14 protein-coding genes and 1 riboswitch are annotated in these 17,286 nt (G+C 41.4%); of the genes, 4 read left to right on the top strand and 10 right to left on the bottom strand.

Features of this window, described 5'->3' with window-relative positions; translation table 11 throughout:
* The first annotated feature begins 104 nt into the window (after positions 1-104).
* The gene (locus tag G632_RS0100785) at positions 105-476 is read left to right on the top strand and encodes a DUF1292 domain-containing protein (RefSeq protein WP_022767128.1); all 372 of its coding nucleotides are present in this window, start codon (positions 105-107) and stop codon (positions 474-476) included.
* Here the strand turns inward: G632_RS0100785 and G632_RS0100780 are convergent.
* Genes G632_RS0100780 through G632_RS0100765 form a run of 4 tightly spaced genes read right to left on the bottom strand, consistent with a single transcriptional unit; the run spans position 410 to position 6,860 of the window.
* Complete coding sequence (locus G632_RS0100780; protein WP_022767127.1) at positions 410-2,332, bottom strand: ATP-dependent helicase; 1,923 nt, start codon at positions 2,330-2,332, stop codon at positions 410-412. The genes G632_RS0100785 and G632_RS0100780 overlap by 67 nt on opposite strands.
* Positions 2,322-3,785 carry a glutamate--tRNA ligase gene (gltX, locus tag G632_RS0100775; protein ID WP_022767126.1) on the bottom strand — a complete coding sequence of 488 codons (1,464 nt, stop codon included), beginning with the start codon at positions 3,783-3,785 and terminating at the stop codon, positions 2,322-2,324. The genes G632_RS0100780 and gltX overlap by 11 nt, the downstream gene beginning before the upstream one ends.
* A 21-nt stretch (positions 3,786-3,806) precedes the next feature.
* On the bottom strand, positions 3,807-4,244 hold the full coding sequence (locus tag G632_RS0100770; RefSeq protein ID WP_022767125.1) for a dUTP diphosphatase: 438 nt from the start codon (positions 4,242-4,244) through the stop codon (positions 3,807-3,809).
* Between the two features lie 51 nt (positions 4,245-4,295).
* The gene (locus G632_RS0100765; RefSeq protein ID WP_022767124.1) at positions 4,296-6,860 is read right to left on the bottom strand and encodes a heavy metal translocating P-type ATPase; all 2,565 of its coding nucleotides are present in this window, start codon (positions 6,858-6,860) and stop codon (positions 4,296-4,298) included.
* A 165-nt stretch (positions 6,861-7,025) separates the two neighbouring features.
* Here G632_RS0100765 and fsa point away from each other — a divergent pair, with 165 nt between their 5' ends.
* Positions 7,026-7,679 carry a fructose-6-phosphate aldolase gene (fsa, locus tag G632_RS0100760; RefSeq protein ID WP_022767123.1) on the top strand — a complete coding sequence of 218 codons (654 nt, stop codon included), beginning with the start codon at positions 7,026-7,028 and terminating at the stop codon, positions 7,677-7,679.
* A 228-nt stretch (positions 7,680-7,907) separates the two neighbouring features.
* Here fsa and tyrS read toward each other — a convergent pair whose 3' ends face one another.
* Positions 7,908-9,128 (bottom strand): tyrosine--tRNA ligase, encoded by a 1,221-nt coding sequence (gene tyrS / locus G632_RS0100755; RefSeq protein ID WP_022767122.1) that lies wholly within the window; start codon positions 9,126-9,128, stop codon positions 7,908-7,910.
* Between the two features lie 11 nt (positions 9,129-9,139).
* Complete coding sequence (locus G632_RS0100750; protein ID WP_022767121.1) at positions 9,140-10,633, bottom strand: carboxypeptidase M32; 1,494 nt, start codon at positions 10,631-10,633, stop codon at positions 9,140-9,142.
* 107 nt (positions 10,634-10,740) lie between these two features.
* Positions 10,741-10,836: riboswitch (THF riboswitch) on the top strand.
* Positions 10,837-10,896: 60 nt separating this feature from the next.
* On the opposite strand from G632_RS0100750, the gene G632_RS18415 reads away from it, so the two are divergent.
* On the top strand, positions 10,897-11,508 hold the full coding sequence (locus G632_RS18415) for a folate family ECF transporter S component (protein WP_022767120.1): 612 nt from the start codon (positions 10,897-10,899) through the stop codon (positions 11,506-11,508).
* A 49-nt stretch (positions 11,509-11,557) separates the two neighbouring features.
* Here the strand turns inward: G632_RS18415 and G632_RS0100740 are convergent, their stop codons facing one another.
* From G632_RS0100740 to G632_RS0100725, 4 genes are read right to left on the bottom strand one after another with little or no spacing between them, the layout of a single operon-like run.
* Complete coding sequence (locus G632_RS0100740) at positions 11,558-12,580, bottom strand: NAD(P)H-dependent glycerol-3-phosphate dehydrogenase (RefSeq protein ID WP_022767119.1); 1,023 nt, start codon at positions 12,578-12,580, stop codon at positions 11,558-11,560.
* 15 nt (positions 12,581-12,595) lie between these two features.
* On the bottom strand, positions 12,596-13,276 hold the full coding sequence (locus G632_RS0100735) for a glycerol-3-phosphate acyltransferase (RefSeq protein ID WP_022767118.1): 681 nt from the start codon (positions 13,274-13,276) through the stop codon (positions 12,596-12,598).
* 1 nt (position 13,277) lies between these two features.
* Entirely contained in the window at positions 13,278-14,606 is a 1,329-nt protein-coding gene (der, locus tag G632_RS0100730; protein ID WP_022767117.1) for a ribosome biogenesis GTPase Der, read from the bottom strand.
* A gap of 16 nt (positions 14,607-14,622) precedes the next feature.
* Complete coding sequence (locus tag G632_RS0100725) at positions 14,623-15,969, bottom strand: DUF512 domain-containing protein (RefSeq protein WP_022767116.1); 1,347 nt, start codon at positions 15,967-15,969, stop codon at positions 14,623-14,625.
* 106 nt (positions 15,970-16,075) lie between these two features.
* Between G632_RS0100725 and G632_RS0100720 the strand changes: the two genes are divergently transcribed.
* The gene (locus tag G632_RS0100720) at positions 16,076-17,272 is read left to right on the top strand and encodes a ribose-phosphate pyrophosphokinase (RefSeq protein ID WP_022767115.1); all 1,197 of its coding nucleotides are present in this window, start codon (positions 16,076-16,078) and stop codon (positions 17,270-17,272) included.
* Positions 17,273-17,286 lie beyond the last annotated feature (14 nt).

The raw sequence follows: 17,286 nt of genomic DNA, 5'->3' as shown, positions 1-17,286 counted from the left end.
TATTATTTTAACACATTTGCCCTTAATATGCACACCAAAACGCTAGGTTTATGCTATACTAAGGCTATAAATAGTAATTTTTATCATTACCCAAGGAGGCTGGCATGGAATTTTCCAAGATTGCAACTGACATGAACACCAAGATTGAAAATGATGAGCAGATGACCGTTGATGTTGAGATAGAGACTAAAGATGGCAAGATCGAGGTTGTCACCTGTGCTATCATCATTGTTCTTACCGTAAATAGCAAGGATTATATCGTTCTTCTTCCTCTCGATGAAAATGGCCAGAACAACGACGGAAATGTATGGTTCTATGAATTTATTGTAAATGGAGACGATACAGAACCTGAGCTTGGCTATATCAGCGACGATGCAGAATATGAAGCTGTGGCTGAGGCATTTAACCTCTATCTCGATGATGTAGAGTTTGATGAGCTCATCGATCTTCCCGAAGATGGCTCAGAAGAAGTCTGATTCTTATAGGTCTTTTCCCAAAGATCTCTTATTGGACGAATAAATCTTGTGGGGAGCATCTGATTTTCCTTGTTTCCCGTAATATATGACATTATGAGCGCCTTTTTTGCCCTTGTCATTGCGACGTAGAGCATACGGCGCTCTTCTTCTATCTGCTCTTTTGATGTTGCGCTCCTTGACGGTATGATACCTTCATTAAGATCAGGGAGCCAAACTATCTCAAATTCCAGACCCTTTGACCCGTGCATGGTCATGATGTTGACTCTTTTCCCATCAGATACACGATTTTCTTTTATAGAATCTTTACTGCTTTCTTCTCTTTTTGCTAATAAATATTCCAGGAATTTCCTGCTGTCTGTAAAGTCTAGTGCTATTCTTTCGAGTTCATCAAGCGCGATTATCTCACCGGGAAAAAGACTCTCAATTCCAACCGTTCTTCTTAGATACCTCATCATAAGCGTGGGTCTTAAGTGCCTTATCATCTCAATTTGGGAAAAGAAATCCCGGACTGTCCGTAGTCTGTTGTTATTGTTTCTGTAAAACCTGCTTATGACAGCTTCCTTTACTATTTCATCCGGCGCACAGTCTCGTGAAATATACCTCATTGGTTTATTTATTATCTTATAGAAATCGCTTCTCCTCTGACCTTTATAGGCAAAAGACATATAGGAAATGCAAAGCTCAACTGACTTTGCGCTAAAAATGCTCTGATCACTCTTATCTATAGTTGTCGGAATCCCATATCTATTTAGAACCATCTCAAGCTGCTGTGCTTCTGAGTTTGTTCTGTAGAGAATCGCTATGTCATCTAGCTTATCCAAATGTTTTTTTAGGAAAAGAGCTATCATCTCATTTTGAATCTTTCTGCTCTCATAACGCCTTGTTATTACTGATCCTTTGCCGTTTCCCTCAAATGCTGAAAGAATCTTTTTGAATCTGATCTCATTTTCCTCAATTACTCTTAGAGCATTGTTTAGAATGTCACTTCCACAGCGATAGTTGATGCTGAGGTTAAAGACTTTTGGATTTAGCTTTGCAAAACTGTCTTTAAAATCAAGCATTATATGCGGATCTGAACCTCTAAAGCCATAAATTGACTGATCATCATCCCCCACTGCAAAAATATTTGCCCTGTCTCCAAGAAGAAGCCTTAGAACGCTGTATTGAACAGGATTGATATCCTGATATTCATCAACAAGTATATACTTAAACCTATCCTGCCAAAGTTTAAGGATACCCGGCTTATCTTCCAGCAGCTTCTTGCATCTTACCAGCATGTCGTCAAAATCAATCATGCCGAATTCTATAAGTCTTTTATTATAATATTCAAAGACATCAGGAAATACGCTGCATGCAGACAAGCTTTCCAAAGCTTCTGCAGGCTCTATGCCAAGGTTTTTGATCCTTGAAATCTCAGAGATTATGTCAGAGAGCTCTAAAAGAGAATCCTCATAGATGCGGTCATCAATTTTTCTTTTGCTTCTAAGCATTGACAGACAATCTCTCAGGATTTCATATTTTATCTTTTCCGGTGCTATTTCAATGTTTTTTTCGCTTTTGGATTTACTGTTCCGAATGATCTTGTAAAAGACAGAATGAAAAGTTCCAAAGACTACTTCGGGATAAGAACTATCCGTGATTTTTAAGAATCTGTACTGCATCTCTATGGCTGCAGCCTTAGTAAATGTGATAACAAGAATTTCAGAAGGCGATATGCGGCTGTTTTCTATCATGTATCTGAGCCGTTCCACTATCACCTTGGTTTTGCCACTTCCCGGCCCTGCAAGTACTATTGCAGGGCCTTTTACGTGGCTTACAGCTTGTAGCTGTGAATCGTTTAGTGTATTAAGCTTCAAGTAATTCAATTCCTTTTTTAATTCTCTTAATGGTCTCGTCCTTGCCGATTACTTCCATGAGCTCTGTTGCTCCGCAGGGAGTCATCTCTTTTCCTGAAACTGCTATTCTTACAGGCCAGAGTACATAACCGTTCTTGTACTCATTCTTCTTGATATAGTCTGAAAGAAGCGCATAAAGAGCATCATTTGTGTAATCGTCATGTGCTTCAAGTAAAGGAAGAACCTCTTTGAGAACCTTAAGTGAGGAATCCTTGTCTGTCTTCATCTTCTTGTGAGCATAGATTGCTGTGTCATACTCAGGAAGCTCATCAAAGAAGTCTACCATTGCTTCGATATCAGGCCAGATCTCAATTCTGGTCTTAACCATGTTTGAAATCTTCTTAAGATCCAAAGGCTTCTTGATTGCTTTCTCAAGATAAGGACGTGCCTGTGCAAAGAACTCATCCTCGTCCATCTTCTTTAAGTACTCGCCGTTCATCCATTTGAGCTTTGTGTAGTCAAATACGGCAGGTGACTTGTTGATTCTCTTATAGTCGAATTTCTCAACAAGCTCTTTTAAACTCATAATCTCGCTGTTATCTTCCGGAGACCATCCAAGAAGAGCTACAAAGTTTACAACCGCCTCAGGTACAAAGCCCTGCTCAATGAGATCTTCGAAAGATGAATGACCGGATCTCTTTGAAAGCTTGTGGTGCTCCTCGTCTGTGATAAGAGGACAGTGAATGTACTTGGGTACTTCCCAGCCGAATGCATCGTAGAGTCTGTTGTATTTAGGTGATGAAGAAATATACTCATTACCTCTTACAACATGTGTGATTCCCATGAGATGGTCATCTACTACGTTGGCGAAGTTGTATGTAGGATAGCCGTCTGACTTGATAAGGATCATGTCATCAAGCTCTTTGTTCTCGACGCTTACATCTCCGTAGAGCTCGTCGTGGAAGGTTGTTGTGCCTTCTGTAGGGTTGTTCTGTCTGATGACGAACTTCTTGCCTTCAGCAAGGTTTTTCTCAATCTCTTCCTTGGAAAGATGCAGGCAATGCTTGTCGTATACGCTGATCTCTTTTACTTCGCCCTCTACTTCAATCTTCTGAACAAGGGTCTTAAGTCTCTCCTCGTCACAGAAGCAGTAATAAGCCTCGCCTTTGTCGATAAGCTCTTTTGCATACTGCATATAAATTCCGGCCTTCTGACGCTCTGACTGAACGTAGGGACCTACAGGGCCGCCGATATCGGGACCTTCATCGTGGATAAGACCTGTGTCCTTAAGAGTCTTGTAGATGATCTCTGTTGCACCTTCAACAAATCTCTCCTGGTCTGTATCTTCGATACGAAGAATATAGTCTCCGCCTTCATGCTTGGAAATAAGATAAGCATAAAGAGCTGTTCTTAAATTGCCCACATGCATGCGTCCTGTTGGGCTCGGGGCGTACCTTGTACGAATCTTAGTCATTTTAACTCCTCTTTGTGATGATTATTTTGTTCCTGTAGAACCAAAACCACCTCTGTCTGCGCCTTCTAAGTGGTCACACTCCTCAAAGACGATGGTTGGCTGGTTCTCCATGATCCTAAACTGACAAATACGGTCATTAAAGCCAATATGAGTATCTCTCATGGCTATAACAGGGACGAACCACTGGTCATTATCTCCGCAATATGAGTGATCGATAATACCCATGTGATTGGCCTGGATGATTCCGAAGTTCTTAAAGGTTGAGCTCCTTGGAACAACATGAGCCTCATAGCCTTGCGGAATTTCCATGGCTACTCCCAGGGGAATAAGATGAAATTCTCCCTCTTTCAGATCAACGTCCTCTGCACTTCTAAGGTCGATCCAATCGGACTTTCCGTCAATATACTGCAGCTTCTCAATCTTGTCATTGAAGTATTTGATCTTGATCTTTTTCTCCATACTTCTCCCCTCCCCATAAATTTTGGCCGTCTAAATATAATACCACAAAAATCAATTAATGGAAGTAACTTTGTAGTCTTTATCTTCTACAGCCTTTTTGAGAACGTCATCTGCAACGTCACCTTCAAGTGTAACAACAGCTGTTCCTTTCTCGTGGCTTACTTCTGCAGCACTAACTCCTTCTAAGCTCTCAAGAGCCTTCTTTACGGACATCTCGCAGTGTCCACACATCATTCCCTCAATGTTTAATGTCTTTGTTGCCATATTTTTTTCCTTCCTTTCGTTTATTGTTTTATCTGTCTGGCTTTTTATTTCATTAAGTACTTCTGTTGTAAGTATTTCTTTAGTAATTGCATTCTTAAGTGGCTTATCCTTGGACGGGTCATGTACTTTCAAAAGATTTAATCTCAGTGCATTGGTCACTACAAAAAAGCTTGAAAGACTCATGGCCGCAGCACCAAACATAGGGCTAAGCTCCCAGCCGAAGGCCTTTATGTAAGCGCCTGCAGCAAGAGGAATTCCGATAACATTATAGAAGAATGCCCAGAATAAGTTCTGATAGATATTTGTAAGAGTTGCTCTTGAAAGCCTTATTGCAGCGGAAACATCTTTCAGACTTCCTTTCATTACCACTACGTCACCGGCATCAATTGCAACATCCGTTCCTGCACCAATGGCGATTCCTGTATCAGCTCTTGTAAGAGCCGGAGCATCATTTATTCCGTCTCCAACCATTGCAACCTTGCCATATTCTGAGAGTTTTCTGATTACAGACTCTTTTCCCTCAGGCATTATCTCTGATGCTATCTCATCAACACCTGCTTCATCACCGATGGCCATTGCTGTTCTCTGGTTGTCACCTGTGAGCATTACAACATGAATTCCCATGTTTTTGAGCTCTTTAATAGCCTCTGCTGAATCTTCCTTAATAGAGTCAGCAACTGCAATTATACCGATCAGTTTACCGTCTTTTGCAAAGCAAAGAGGTGTTTTCCCTTGATTTGCAAGTCCTATTGCTTTTTCCCTGGCTTCAGGAATTATTTTGCATATAGTGCTGATATATTTGAAGGATGCACCAATTACTTCACTGCCTCTGTAGTTTGCCTTAAGGCCCTGGCCCGGAAGGACTTCAAAATCCGTCACATCATCTTTCTCTTCAGCATAAGGATCTTCTGTATATGAGTACGGATCACCTACATAATCAACAATAGCTTTTGCCAGAGGGTGTTCACTCTTATTCTCCAAAAGACCTGCTATCTTAAGAAGCTCATTCTCTGAGTTGTTTATCAGTGAATAGCCGCTTCTTGAGATGGAATCTACGGTGAATACATCTGTGACAATAGGCTCGCCCTTTGTGATGGTGCCGGTTTTATCCAGTGCTATAATCTGAGTCTTACCTGCGTTTTCCAAAGACGTTGCGGTCTTAAACATGATCCCGTTTTTGGCACCCATTCCGTTGCCGACCATAATAGCAACCGGAGTTGCAAGTCCAAGAGCGCATGGGCAGCTTATAACAAGAACTGCGATGGCTCTTGATAAGGCATAGCCAAATGGAACGCCTACAATCATCCAAATAATGAATGTAATTATGGCAATGCAGATAACTATAGGAACAAAAACAGCGGAAACTTTGTCTGCAATCTTGGCTATTGGCGCTTTTGTGGCAGAAGCATCACTTACCATCTTAATAATCTGTGAAAGTGTTGTATCCCTGCCTACTCTTGTTGCTCTGCATCTTATAAATCCTGAGTTATTCATTGTAGCAGCGCTAACTTCTGATCCAATGAATTTATCTACAGGAATACTCTCGCCTGTAAGTGCTGACTCATTAACTGCGCTGTTTCCTTCAACAACTACTCCGTCAACAGGAATGCTCTCTCCCGGTCTTACAACAAAGATATCACCTACTTTTATCTGCTCAATGGGAATCTCTTTTTCCTTGCCATAATTATCAACGATAGTAGCTGTCTTAGGTGCAAGCTTCATAAGGCTCTTTATTGCATCAGTGGTTCTGCCTTTACTCTTTGCCTCAAGCATTTTGCCGACTGTGATAAGGGTAACAATCATGGCAGCTGACTCGAAATACAGGTCATTTCCCGGAATTATGGAAAAGACACTGTAGATGAATGATGCTGAACTTCCAAGAGCTACCAGCGTATCCATATTAGGTGAACCATGGACAAGTGAGCTAAAGCCGCTTGTAAAGAACTTCTTATTGATGATCATCACTATAAGTGAAAGGATCATCTGTGTGATTCCCATAGCTATGTGGTTATGGGTCAGAAACATAGGAAGCGGAAAACCAAACATATGGTGACCCATTGAGATGTACATAAGAACTATCAGAAATGCTAAAGAGGTGATCAGTCTCTTTTTCAGAACCGGAGTCTGCGTATCCTTAAGAGCCTCCTCTTCTGCATCCATAAGGCTTGCTCCGTAACCTGCTTCTTCTACGGCTTTTATAATTTCTTCTTTTGACGCACTTCCCTCTACGCCCATTGAGTTTGTCAGAAGATTTACGTTACAGGATGAAACCCCATCTACACTATTTACTGCTTTTTCAACTCGTGCCTGGCATGCAGCACAGCTCATGCCGGTTATCATATATTTTTCCATGAGTCTATTGTAACACAAATTTTTTAAAAATAAATTGTAAACAATTTATGTAATTCGCGTGATATTTGATAGGAAAATAGCAAAAATTAACCACATAAAACCAAGAAATAGTGTTAGAATGTTTTTTGGTAAATAAAACAACACAGCTAAAAAGGAGTGAGAAAAATGAAGTTATTCTTAGACACTGCCAATATCGAAGAGATCAAAAAGGCAAACGAAATGGGAGTAATCTGCGGCGTTACAACAAACCCTTCTCTTATCGCAAAAGAAGGCCGTGACGTTTACGAGGTTGTTCAGGAAATTGCTTCTATAGTTGATGGCCCTATCAGCGGGGAAGTTAAGGCTACAACAACAGATGCAGAAGGCATGATCACAGAAGGTCGCGAGATTGCCAAGCTCCACAAGAACATGGTTGTTAAGATCCCTATGACAATCGAGGGACTTAAGGCATGCAAAGTTCTTTCAAGCGAAGGAATCAAAGTTAACATGACTCTTATCTTCACAGCAAATCAGGCTCTTCTCTGCGCAAGAGCAGGCGCTGCATTTGTAAGCCCATTCCTTGGAAGGCTTGATGATATCAGTGTTCGTGGAACAGACCTTATTTCAGAGGTTGCTGAGATCTTCAACATCCACAACATCCAGACAGAGATCATTGCAGCAAGCGTACGTCACCCTATGCACGTAACAGACTGCGCTCTTGCAGGTGCTGACATCGCAACAGTTCCTTACAAAGTAATCGAGCAGATGACCCACCACCCTCTCACCGACGCCGGAATCGAAAAGTTCCAGAAGGATTATCTTGCTGTATTTGGTGAGTGATTTACTTTATCGATAAGCCTTGGGGGATCGGGTAAATATTTCCATTTTTGCTCGGATGCCTCAAGAACTCAATGAGCCTTATACAAAAAAAGCAGGTGCATAGGCACCTGCTTTTTTAAGTCTCCTTTCATGGGCATAACTCACAAAAATGTAAATATTTACCCGATCCCCCATGGATTGTGGAAGAATGTAAAAGCATTCAATCAAATAGTATAAAAGATAGATGAATTATACTGTAACTTTTTTGAAGTTTTTCTTTCCCTTACGAACCATTACTCCATCACCGAAGGATTCCTTGGTGTAGGTAGTTTTTACGTCGGTTACTTTTTCGTCGTTAAAGAGTACGCCGCCCTGTTCTACTGCGCGTCTTGCTTCGCTACGTGTTGCGCAGAGGCCTGCGGATACGAGGACTTGAAGAATGTCTACTACGCCGTCTCTAAAGTCTTCTTCCTTGAGAGATACGGATGGAACGTTTGCCATGTCTCCGCCGCCTGCAAAGAGTGCTCTTGCTGCATCCTGAGCTTTCTGAGCTTCCTCTTTTCCATGTACAAGACTTGTGAGCTCAAAGGCAAGGATCTCTTTCTTTTCGTTGATTCTTGAAGGATCCCACTTCTCCATCTCCATGATCTCTTCGATAGGAATGAAGGTGAGCATCTTGATGCACTTATCTACGTCTGCATCGCCAACGTTTCTCCAGTACTGGTAGAAATCGAAAGGTGATGTCTTATTTGGATCAAGCCATACAGCGTTTCCTGCTGTCTTACCCATCTTATTTCCGTTAGAATCTGTAAGAAGTGTGATTGTCATGGCGTGAGCATCTTTTCCGAGCTTTCTTCTGATTAGCTCTGTACCGCCGAGCATGTTGCTCCACTGGTCATCTCCGCCGAACTCAAGGTTACAATCGTACTTCTGGAACATGTAGTAGAAATCGTAGGACTGCATGATCATGTAGTTGAACTCAAGGAAGGAAAGACCCTTCTCCATTCTCTGCTTGTAGCACTCGGCACGAAGCATGTTGTTTACTGAGAAGCATGCACCAACCTCGCGAAGAAGCTCGATGTAATTAAGGTTCATGAGCCAGTCAGCATTATTGACCATCATAGCCTTGCCTTCACCGAAGTCGATGAATTTCTCCATCTGCTTCTTGAAGCACTCTGCGTTATGATCGATGTCTTCTCTTGTGAGCATCTTTCTCATGTCGCTTCTTCCTGAAGGATCACCGATCATTGTTGTACCGCCTCCGATAAGAGCGATGGGCTTGTTGCCGGCTTCCTGAAGCCTCTTCATAAGAGTAAGTGCCATAAAGTGACCTGCTGTAAGTGAATCAGCTGTACAGTCAAATCCAATGTAGAAAGTAGCCTTACCGTTATTGACAAGGTCTCTTATCTGCTCTTCGTCTGTAACCTGAGCGATAAGGCCTCTTGCTTTTAGTTCCTCAAAAATCTTCATTTCTTTCCTCCTTAACCGTATATCTTCTTATATTTTTCTTTGAAATATCTGATCAGTGGCTGTGCTGAAAGCTCTTTATGACAAACAGCATCAAGTACCTCTTTGGAAGTTCTTGTGGATCCATACTGATGAATATTCTTATTGAGCCATTTTGTGATCTTTTTGATATCTCCTGCAGCCAGGATATCGTCTATGCTTCCGAGGTCTTTTTCTATAGCCTCGAGGAACATTCCGTCATAAATACTACCAAGCAGATATGATGGGAAGTATCCAAAACTTGCATCGGACCAGTGCATGTCCTGAAGGACACCCTCAGCATCAGTCTTTGGAGTAATGTGTAAATACTTCTCCATTAACTCATTCCACATCTTAGGAAGCTCTTTTACATCTGCACCGTCTATAAAAATTGCTCTCTCAATATCATATCTTAAAATTACGTGAAGGCAATAGGTAAGTTCATCAGCTTCTGTTCTGATAAAGCTGTTCTGAACATGATTTATCTCTTTTACAAACTCCTCAAGCGTAATATCCATAAATTCAGGAATGATCTCTAAAACCTTAGGCCAAATGGGCTTCCAGAAATTTATGTTTCTGCCGAGGATGTTCTCATAAAATCGGCTCTGAGATTCATGAAGTCCCATCAGATTGATCTGACCGCCGGCTGTATCATCATATTTATGATCTACATTTTGTTCAAAGATCGCATGACCACCCTCATGAATTGCTGAGAAAATCGGCTGTATAATGTCATTTTCATGATAATGGTTTGTTATCCTGACATCTCTTGGAGCTATGGTTGTGGTAAATGGGTGCTCAGTTTCAGCCTGTGCAAAGCAGTTCATATCCATGCCCATATATTCAACAAGCATCTTGCAAAGCTCGGCCTGTTTATGCGCCGGAATAAACATTGTAAACTTGCTGTGATCGGGCTGAGGCTTGCTTAAAATATCTTCAAGCAGCGGAACAAGCTCCTCTTTTAACTCTCCAAAGACTCTGTCGATTGTAGCTGTATCCATTCCCTCTTCAAACTGATCAATGAGGGAATCATATACTTCCATGTCAGGTCTTTTATACTTCTGATATTTCTTTACCGCCTCTATTGTCTTTTTAAGAGGCTCCTCATAAAGCGCATAATCATTGGTCTGCTTGGCTTTAGGCCAGATCATGCTGGAATTTGTGGTTGTTTTTACATATTCCTCATAAAAATCAGCAGGGATTCTTCTCTTTTCATCCAGGTCTTTTTTAGCCTTCGTGATGTCGAATTTCATGACATCATCAAGTTTATCAAATTCTATAGGGTCTGAAAGATCACAAACCAGTTTGTAGATCTCATCACTGGTTGATTTCTTAAAAATTTCTGTAGAAAAATATGTTATGCTCTCAGAAAGTCTTTCCTTGGCTCCGTCAGGGGCTGTTGTCTGCATATCCCAATACATGAGATTTACAGCATGTGCAAGGTGTGCGAGCTCTTTATTTATTTTCTTGTACTCTTCAAGCTTAGTCATCAGTACTGCTCCTTACTAATTTAAAATTACACCATCAACAATTTTACCAAAATTGTATTGTATTACAAGTAAAAATGAAGTATTATAAGCACGAAAATAATATGTTATGCAGAGTAGACGTTAAAGCGTTAAGTGCCTTTTGAACAGGGAGTTGTCATCAGGACGAAGGATTATCCGCGGTTTTAATGTCGCATCCCGCTGCTACATCGATTGTGTTCGTGTCCTCCGATGTGGTTAAAGGAAACTGCAAAGGAGGTGTTTTTATGTCTGAAAAAAGAAGTGACCTAACTCTCAAAAACAGCGAAAGACTCAGCTACAAATCAATGCTTGAACTTCAAAGGCTTCCTGTGCTGTGCTTTTGCGGACTAATGGGCGCTGTTGCCATTGTTCTTGGCACAGTAGCTACTATCAGGATTGGCGATTTTTTGAGGATCGGCTTTTCAAGCATTCCAAATCAAATAGTTGCATATTTGTTCGGACCCTGGATCGGTGCCTGCTTTGGTGGTGCCATGGATATCATCAAATGGTTTATAAATCCTACCGGTGAGTTCTTCCCGGGATACACCATCACTGCTATTGTGGCCGGCATTATCTACGGTATCTTTCTTTACAAAAGACCTGTTAAACTCTGGAGAGTAATTGCTGCAGAAGCCTGTGTAAAAGTATTCTGCAACCTCGGTCTTAACACTATCTGGGTTATGATGACCACAGGAAATGCATTTAAAGCAATAATGGTTCCCAGGATTGCGGCAAATGCAGGTAAGCTTCCCGCCGATGTAATTATTCTTATGATATTATTACCGGTTGTGAACAAGGTTATCAAGCCAGCTCTTAGTATAAATTTGAAATCTTTAAAGCATAAGAAAGTAAGCTAATCAAAAAGCCGAAGTCATTACCCCGTGGCAATGATTTCGGCTTAAATTTTTACCAGTCAAGAGATGAATTCTCTATTCTTCGTTCTCTTATCATTAGTTCTGTGATTCCCTCTTCAACGGATTTTCCTTCAAAGAGGATCTCATTAACTCCCTGAACTATCGGCATATCTACATCATACTGACGGGCAAGAGCAAGGGCTGCCTTGGCACTGTATACGCCCTCGACTACCATCTTTACTTCATCCATGGCTTCCTGCATGGATTTACCCTGCCCTATAAGGATTCCGGCTCTTCTGTTTCTTGAATGCATTGAAGCACAGGTAACTACAAGGTCTCCTATTCCCGAAAGTCCGGCAAAGCTCTCGAATTTGCCGCCCATGGCCATTCCAAGCCTGGATATCTCAGCGATTCCTCTGGTTATAAGAGCTGCCTTTGCATTATCTCCAAGGCCGTATCCATCAGCCATTCCGGCTGCAAGTGCAATTACGTTTTTAAGCGCTGCTCCGATTTCAATTCCCAGCATATCAGGACTTATATAAACTCTGAATACATCGTTCATAAATACGTTCTGAACTTCTTTTGCAGTCTCTTTATCGAATGCACCGACAACTATGGTTGTGGGAAGCTTTTTACCTACTTCCTCAGCATGGGAAGGTCCTGATAAAACACAGACACGCGCTCCGGGAAGTTCATCGAGGATTACATCACTCATGACCATCAAGGTAGATTCTTCAATACCTTTGGTGCAGTTTACAATTATGGGCTGGTCATCAGATTCCGTATCGATGAAAGGAGCAACGAGCTTAACAGTCTCTCTCATATGAGCAGATGGTACAACTAAAACAACCATGTCTTTTCCTGAAACTGCCTGTTGCATACTGCTGGTAAATTTAACACTGTCACTTAAGATTACGCCGGGAAGCTTTTCTTCATTACCGTGATAAGCAATAAGTTTATCAACCGAAGCCTGACTTCTTGACCAAACCGTAACTTCATGTCCGTTGTTTGATAAAAGAAATGCCAAAGCAATTCCAAAGCTTCCGGCGCCTATGACGCCAATCTGTTTACTCAAAAAATCCCTCCAGTTTTAATCAATTTTATTCTTTTTGAAAATATATGTTTTTCTTTCGTTTCCTGCAAGGAGCTTTTTTATGTTACCCCTGTGCTGGAAATAAGCAAGAGCAGTTAAAAGGAAAAGGATCACATATACTTCGATCAAAGCTCCCTGAGGAACTGCTCCGAACTTATCAAGGAAAAAGCCGTTCTGTCCGCAGATGATAACCATGATAAAAAGTGCTGTGTAATAACAGAGACTGCAAACAGATACTATATGGCAGATATTGAGCGGCAGGAAAAATGCGATAACTCCCATAAGAATGAAGCTCCAATGGAAGACAATTCCAAGGTGAATTGTATATCCTGCTGTGCAGGCAATTCCCTTTCCGCCTTTAAATTTAAGATGAAGAGGAAAATCGTGTCCAAGTACAGCGCCGGCTGCTGTATATGTCATGTAAAGGATCTGAAGGTTTGGTGTATTTCTTCCAAAAAGGAAATAAGTTACTAAAATGGCTGCCATACACTTGAGCATGTCACCAAGAAGAACTATAAGTCCGGCCTTTGCACCCATTACTCTTAAAGTGTTGGTGGTTCCGGCGTTTCCGCTTCCTACCTTTCTGATATCGATACCTTTAAGTTTTCCATACATTACAGCGGTCTGAATATGACCAAAAGCATAGCCTACAAGTAAACAGATTATTCTCTCCAACATACTATTTGTCCTCTTTTCTCTCCCTAATTATGAATCTAAGCGGAGTACCTCTGAATCCAAAGGCCTCACGGATCTGATTCTCAATATATCTTGTATAGCTAAAGTGCATCAGGTTTTTGTCGTTGACGAAGATTACAAATGTCGGCGGCTTAACGGATGCCTGAGTTATGTAAAAGAGCTTTAGAATCTTGCCCTTATCACTCGGTGGCTGTTGCATTACAACTGCCTGAGTCATGATCTCGTTAAGGACACCTGTTGCAACTCTGAGTGCATGATTTTCGCTTACCATGTCGATCATGTCGTAGAGCTTAACAAGCCTTTGGCCTGTCTCAGCCGAGATGAACATGATCTCTGCATAATTCATGAAGGCAAGAGTGTTTCTGATGTTCTTGGTAAACTCTTTAACAGAGTGATTATCTTTTTCAATAAGATCCCATTTGTTAACTGCTATGATAACAGCCTTTCCGCTTTCATGGGCTATTCCGGCTATCTTGGCATCCTGCTCGGTTACACCATCTTCTGCATTTATAACAAGGACTGCAATGTCTGCTCTCTCAACTGCCCCAACAGTTCTGACTATCATATAGTGCTCAAGAGCATCTTTTACCTTATTCTTACGGCGAAGACCGGCAGTATCAATAAATACGTACTTTTTGCCGTTGTGTTTAACCTCAGTATCGATGGCATCTCGTGTTGTTCCTGCAATGTCCGATACGATAAGTCTGTTCTCTCCGATGAGTCTGTTGATGATCGAGCTCTTTCCTACATTGGGCTTACCGATTATGGCAACCTTTATTGAATCATCCTCTTCTTCCGCAGTGGAGTCTTTCCTGAAGTGGCTAACTACTTCTTCAAGAAGATCGCCGATTCCCTGCTTGTTGGCAGCTGAAATCGGGAAAGGCTCTCCGATTCCGAGATTATAGAATTCGTAAACATCCATGGAATCGCGGTTAAAGTTATCAACCTTATTTACACAAAGAACTATGGGCTTACCTGAGCGTCTAAGCATATCTGCAACCTTGGCGTCAGCATCCACAAGTCCCTGCTTAACATCTACCATGAAGATGATAACGTCTGCAGTATCAATGGCTATCTGAGCCTGCTCTCTCATCTGTGAAAGGATAACATCCTTTGAATCAGGCTCGATACCACCGGTATCAATGATAGTAAAGCTGTGATTAAGCCACTCTACATCCTGATAGATCCTGTCTCTTGTTACACCCGGTGTATCCTGTACAATAGCGATCCTGCTACCGGCCAGGGCGTTAAAAAGTGTGGATTTTCCTACGTTCGGTCGTCCTACAACCGCTACAATATTTTTCTTACTCATTTTGTTTCCTTATCTTTTAAATTTCAATTCCAAATAGTTCACATACAAGATCTCTTCCGGCGCTCTTTGCAATGCCTACCGTAGTGCCAAGCTCTCTTTCAATATCTGAGACCTTAACATCATCCAGAAGATAATCTTCTCCGCTTCTTAAGAGATTTTCAGGAAGATACAGCATTGTTCCCAAATCTTTTCCCTTAAGCTGTTTTATAATATCCTGTCCGGTCAAAAGACCTGAGACAGTAATTCTCTCTCCGAAGAACTCATTTACTATCTCGTAGACCTTAACGTTAAGTCCCGGGCATATATCCATAGCTCTCTTAGCCATATCTCTTATGCAGGGATAAACGAGTCTTCCAGTTGCAATGGAAATATTTCTTTTTATAGATGGCAGCTCTTTTGAATGAGATGTGATGATCTCATCAAATGCCTCATCAAATTCGTTGATAAGAAGCCTCATCATACCAACGCCGTTTTCAAGCTGAAGAAAGCCATCATATCGCTCTTCTTCAGGGAAATCTCTTCCTGCGAGGAAATACCACTCATCGCTGGCATGTATGAAATGCATACCGTATTCATTATAGACCTTTTTTTGCCAGCTCTCTATTGTTTCTATCACTTTTGCTGCATCTTCTGAAGTAAAAGGCTCAAGCGGATACAGACCATCCCTGTATTTGGATAAACCTACAGGAACAACTGATACGCTCTGAAGATTCGGAAGATATTTGGTGAGGTCTCTTATTGACCTTTCAAGTTCATCCCCATCATTAACACCTTTGCAGAGCACAATCTGGCCGTTAAGCTCTATACCTGAGCCATCTGCGCATAGTCTGTCCACCTTTTTAAGAGCGTCTCCTGCAAATCTGTTACCCAGCATCTTACAGCGAAGCTCAGGATTGGTGGTCTGAAAAGAAATATTGATGGGAGAAAGGTGATATTTAAGGATTCTGTCAATGTCTGCGTCGGACATGTTTGTCAGGGTCACATAATTCCCCTGAAGGAAAGAGAGCCTGGAGTCATCATCCTTGAAATAAAGTGTAGGCCTCATACCCTTGGGCATCTGATCTATGAAGCAAAAGATACACTTATTGCTACAGGACCTGTAATCGTCCATAAGTCCATTTTCGAACTCTATGCCAAGATCCTCATCAAAGTCCTTGTCTATATCAAGAAGCCACTCTTCGCCATCTGCTTTCTTAATGAGAACATCAAGATGATCGTCCTGAACAAGATACTGATAATCAAAGATATCCTCTATCTCGTTATCATTTATCTTAAGGAGCTGATCGCCTGTTTCAATTCCCATTTCCTCGGCAATACTACCCGGTGCTATTGATTTTATAATGTGAATACTGTGTTTTTTCATAATTTACCTTTATCATCATATTATAACTTATTCTCCTTGACGTGTCAGTAATTTGAATGGTAAAACAGATATGTACCGACATACAAAACGTAAGGAAGGATTAAACATGCCAGATTTTCACCAGCTTGAGTCTCTCATTCCTGTAGCTCCTCTCAATCTTATTGTTATGGAGTCAGCCAAAGAACTTGGTGAGAGCGTTGACAAGTATATCGCAGAATTCAGAAGAAATCTACACCAAATGCCCGAAGGCGATCCTGCTTTTCACGGATATGCCAAGGACAGCTATCAGATAGCCTACTCTCTTGATCGCTTCGGAAGCGGAGAAGCCAAGGCTACAATCAATGAATCAGTTCGTGGTCATGATGTGTATATCCTTACTGATGTATGTAACTACAGCATCACTTATAAGATGTACAATTATGAGAATCACAAATCTCCTGACGATCATTATCAGGATCTTAAAAGAGTCATCGGCGCAATCACAGGAAAAGCCAAGAGAATAAATGTTATCATGCCCTTCCTGTACGAAGGACGTCAGCATAAGAGATCCGGAATGGAATCCCTTGATGCAGCTCAGATGTTTAAAGAGCTTCATGACATGGGTATATCGAACTTTATCACTTTCGATGCTCATGATCCCAGAATATCCAATGCCAAGCCTTTAGGAGGCTTCGATAATTTCCTTGCTTCCTATCAGTTTATGAAGGCACTTCTCTCACACATCAATGACCTTACAGTAGATAAAGACCATCTTACTGTAATCAGCCCGGATGAGGGTGCTTTGGACAGAGCCGTATATTTTGCCAACGTAATCGGCGCAGATACCGGTATGTTCTATAAGAGGCGTGACTACGCTCACATCGTAAACGGATCCAATCCTATCGTTGCTCATGAATTCCTTGGTTCAGACATCAAGGGACGTGATGTCATCATCATCGATGATATGATCTCTTCAGGATCAAGTATGATAGATACTGCCCGTCAGCTTAAGAGCATGGGCGCTAAGCGAGTATTCATCTGCACAACCTTTGGTCTTTTCACAGATGGAATGAAGAAATTTGATGAAGGTTATAAGGAGGGGTACTTTGACGCAGTCATTACTACTAACCTCACCTACATGAATGACGATGTTAAGTCAAGAGAATACATCTTCATCGCAGATATGGGTAAATTCCTTGCTACGATCATCGATTTCCTCAATCATGATGCATCAATGTCAACGGTTAATATGCCAACTGACAAGATCCATGAGATCGTAGACAAATACAATAAGGGTCTTATAGCACCTGAACTTTACGAGTAATAAATAGCCTCCGG

This window comes from Butyrivibrio sp. NC2007, from assembly GCF_000421405.1.
GTDB lineage: Bacteria > Bacillota > Clostridia > Lachnospirales > Lachnospiraceae > Butyrivibrio.
This window is presented reverse-complemented; position numbering and strand designations above follow the sequence as displayed.

Bases quoted from the DNA above. Each gene is read 5' to 3' on its own strand.
- G632_RS0100785 (WP_022767128.1), top strand. From the start codon at position 105: ATGGAATTTTCCAAGATTGCAACTGACATGAACACCAAGATTGAAAAT.
- gltX (WP_022767126.1), bottom strand. From the start codon at position 3,785: ATGACTAAGATTCGTACAAGGTACGCCCCGAGCCCAACAGGACGCATG.
- G632_RS0100770 (WP_022767125.1), bottom strand. From the start codon at position 4,244: ATGGAGAAAAAGATCAAGATCAAATACTTCAATGACAAGATTGAGAAG.
- G632_RS0100765 (WP_022767124.1), bottom strand. From the start codon at position 6,860: ATGGAAAAATATATGATAACCGGCATGAGCTGTGCTGCATGCCAGGCA.
- fsa (WP_022767123.1), top strand. From the start codon at position 7,026: ATGAAGTTATTCTTAGACACTGCCAATATCGAAGAGATCAAAAAGGCA.
- tyrS (WP_022767122.1), bottom strand. From the start codon at position 9,128: ATGAAGATTTTTGAGGAACTAAAAGCAAGAGGCCTTATCGCTCAGGTT.
- G632_RS0100750 (WP_022767121.1), bottom strand. From the start codon at position 10,633: ATGACTAAGCTTGAAGAGTACAAGAAAATAAATAAAGAGCTCGCACAC.
- G632_RS18415 (WP_022767120.1), top strand. From the start codon at position 10,897: ATGTCTGAAAAAAGAAGTGACCTAACTCTCAAAAACAGCGAAAGACTC.
- G632_RS0100735 (WP_022767118.1), bottom strand. From the start codon at position 13,276: ATGTTGGAGAGAATAATCTGTTTACTTGTAGGCTATGCTTTTGGTCAT.
- der (WP_022767117.1), bottom strand. From the start codon at position 14,606: ATGAGTAAGAAAAATATTGTAGCGGTTGTAGGACGACCGAACGTAGGA.
- G632_RS0100725 (WP_022767116.1), bottom strand. From the start codon at position 15,969: ATGAAAAAACACAGTATTCACATTATAAAATCAATAGCACCGGGTAGT.
- G632_RS0100720 (WP_022767115.1), top strand. From the start codon at position 16,076: ATGCCAGATTTTCACCAGCTTGAGTCTCTCATTCCTGTAGCTCCTCTC.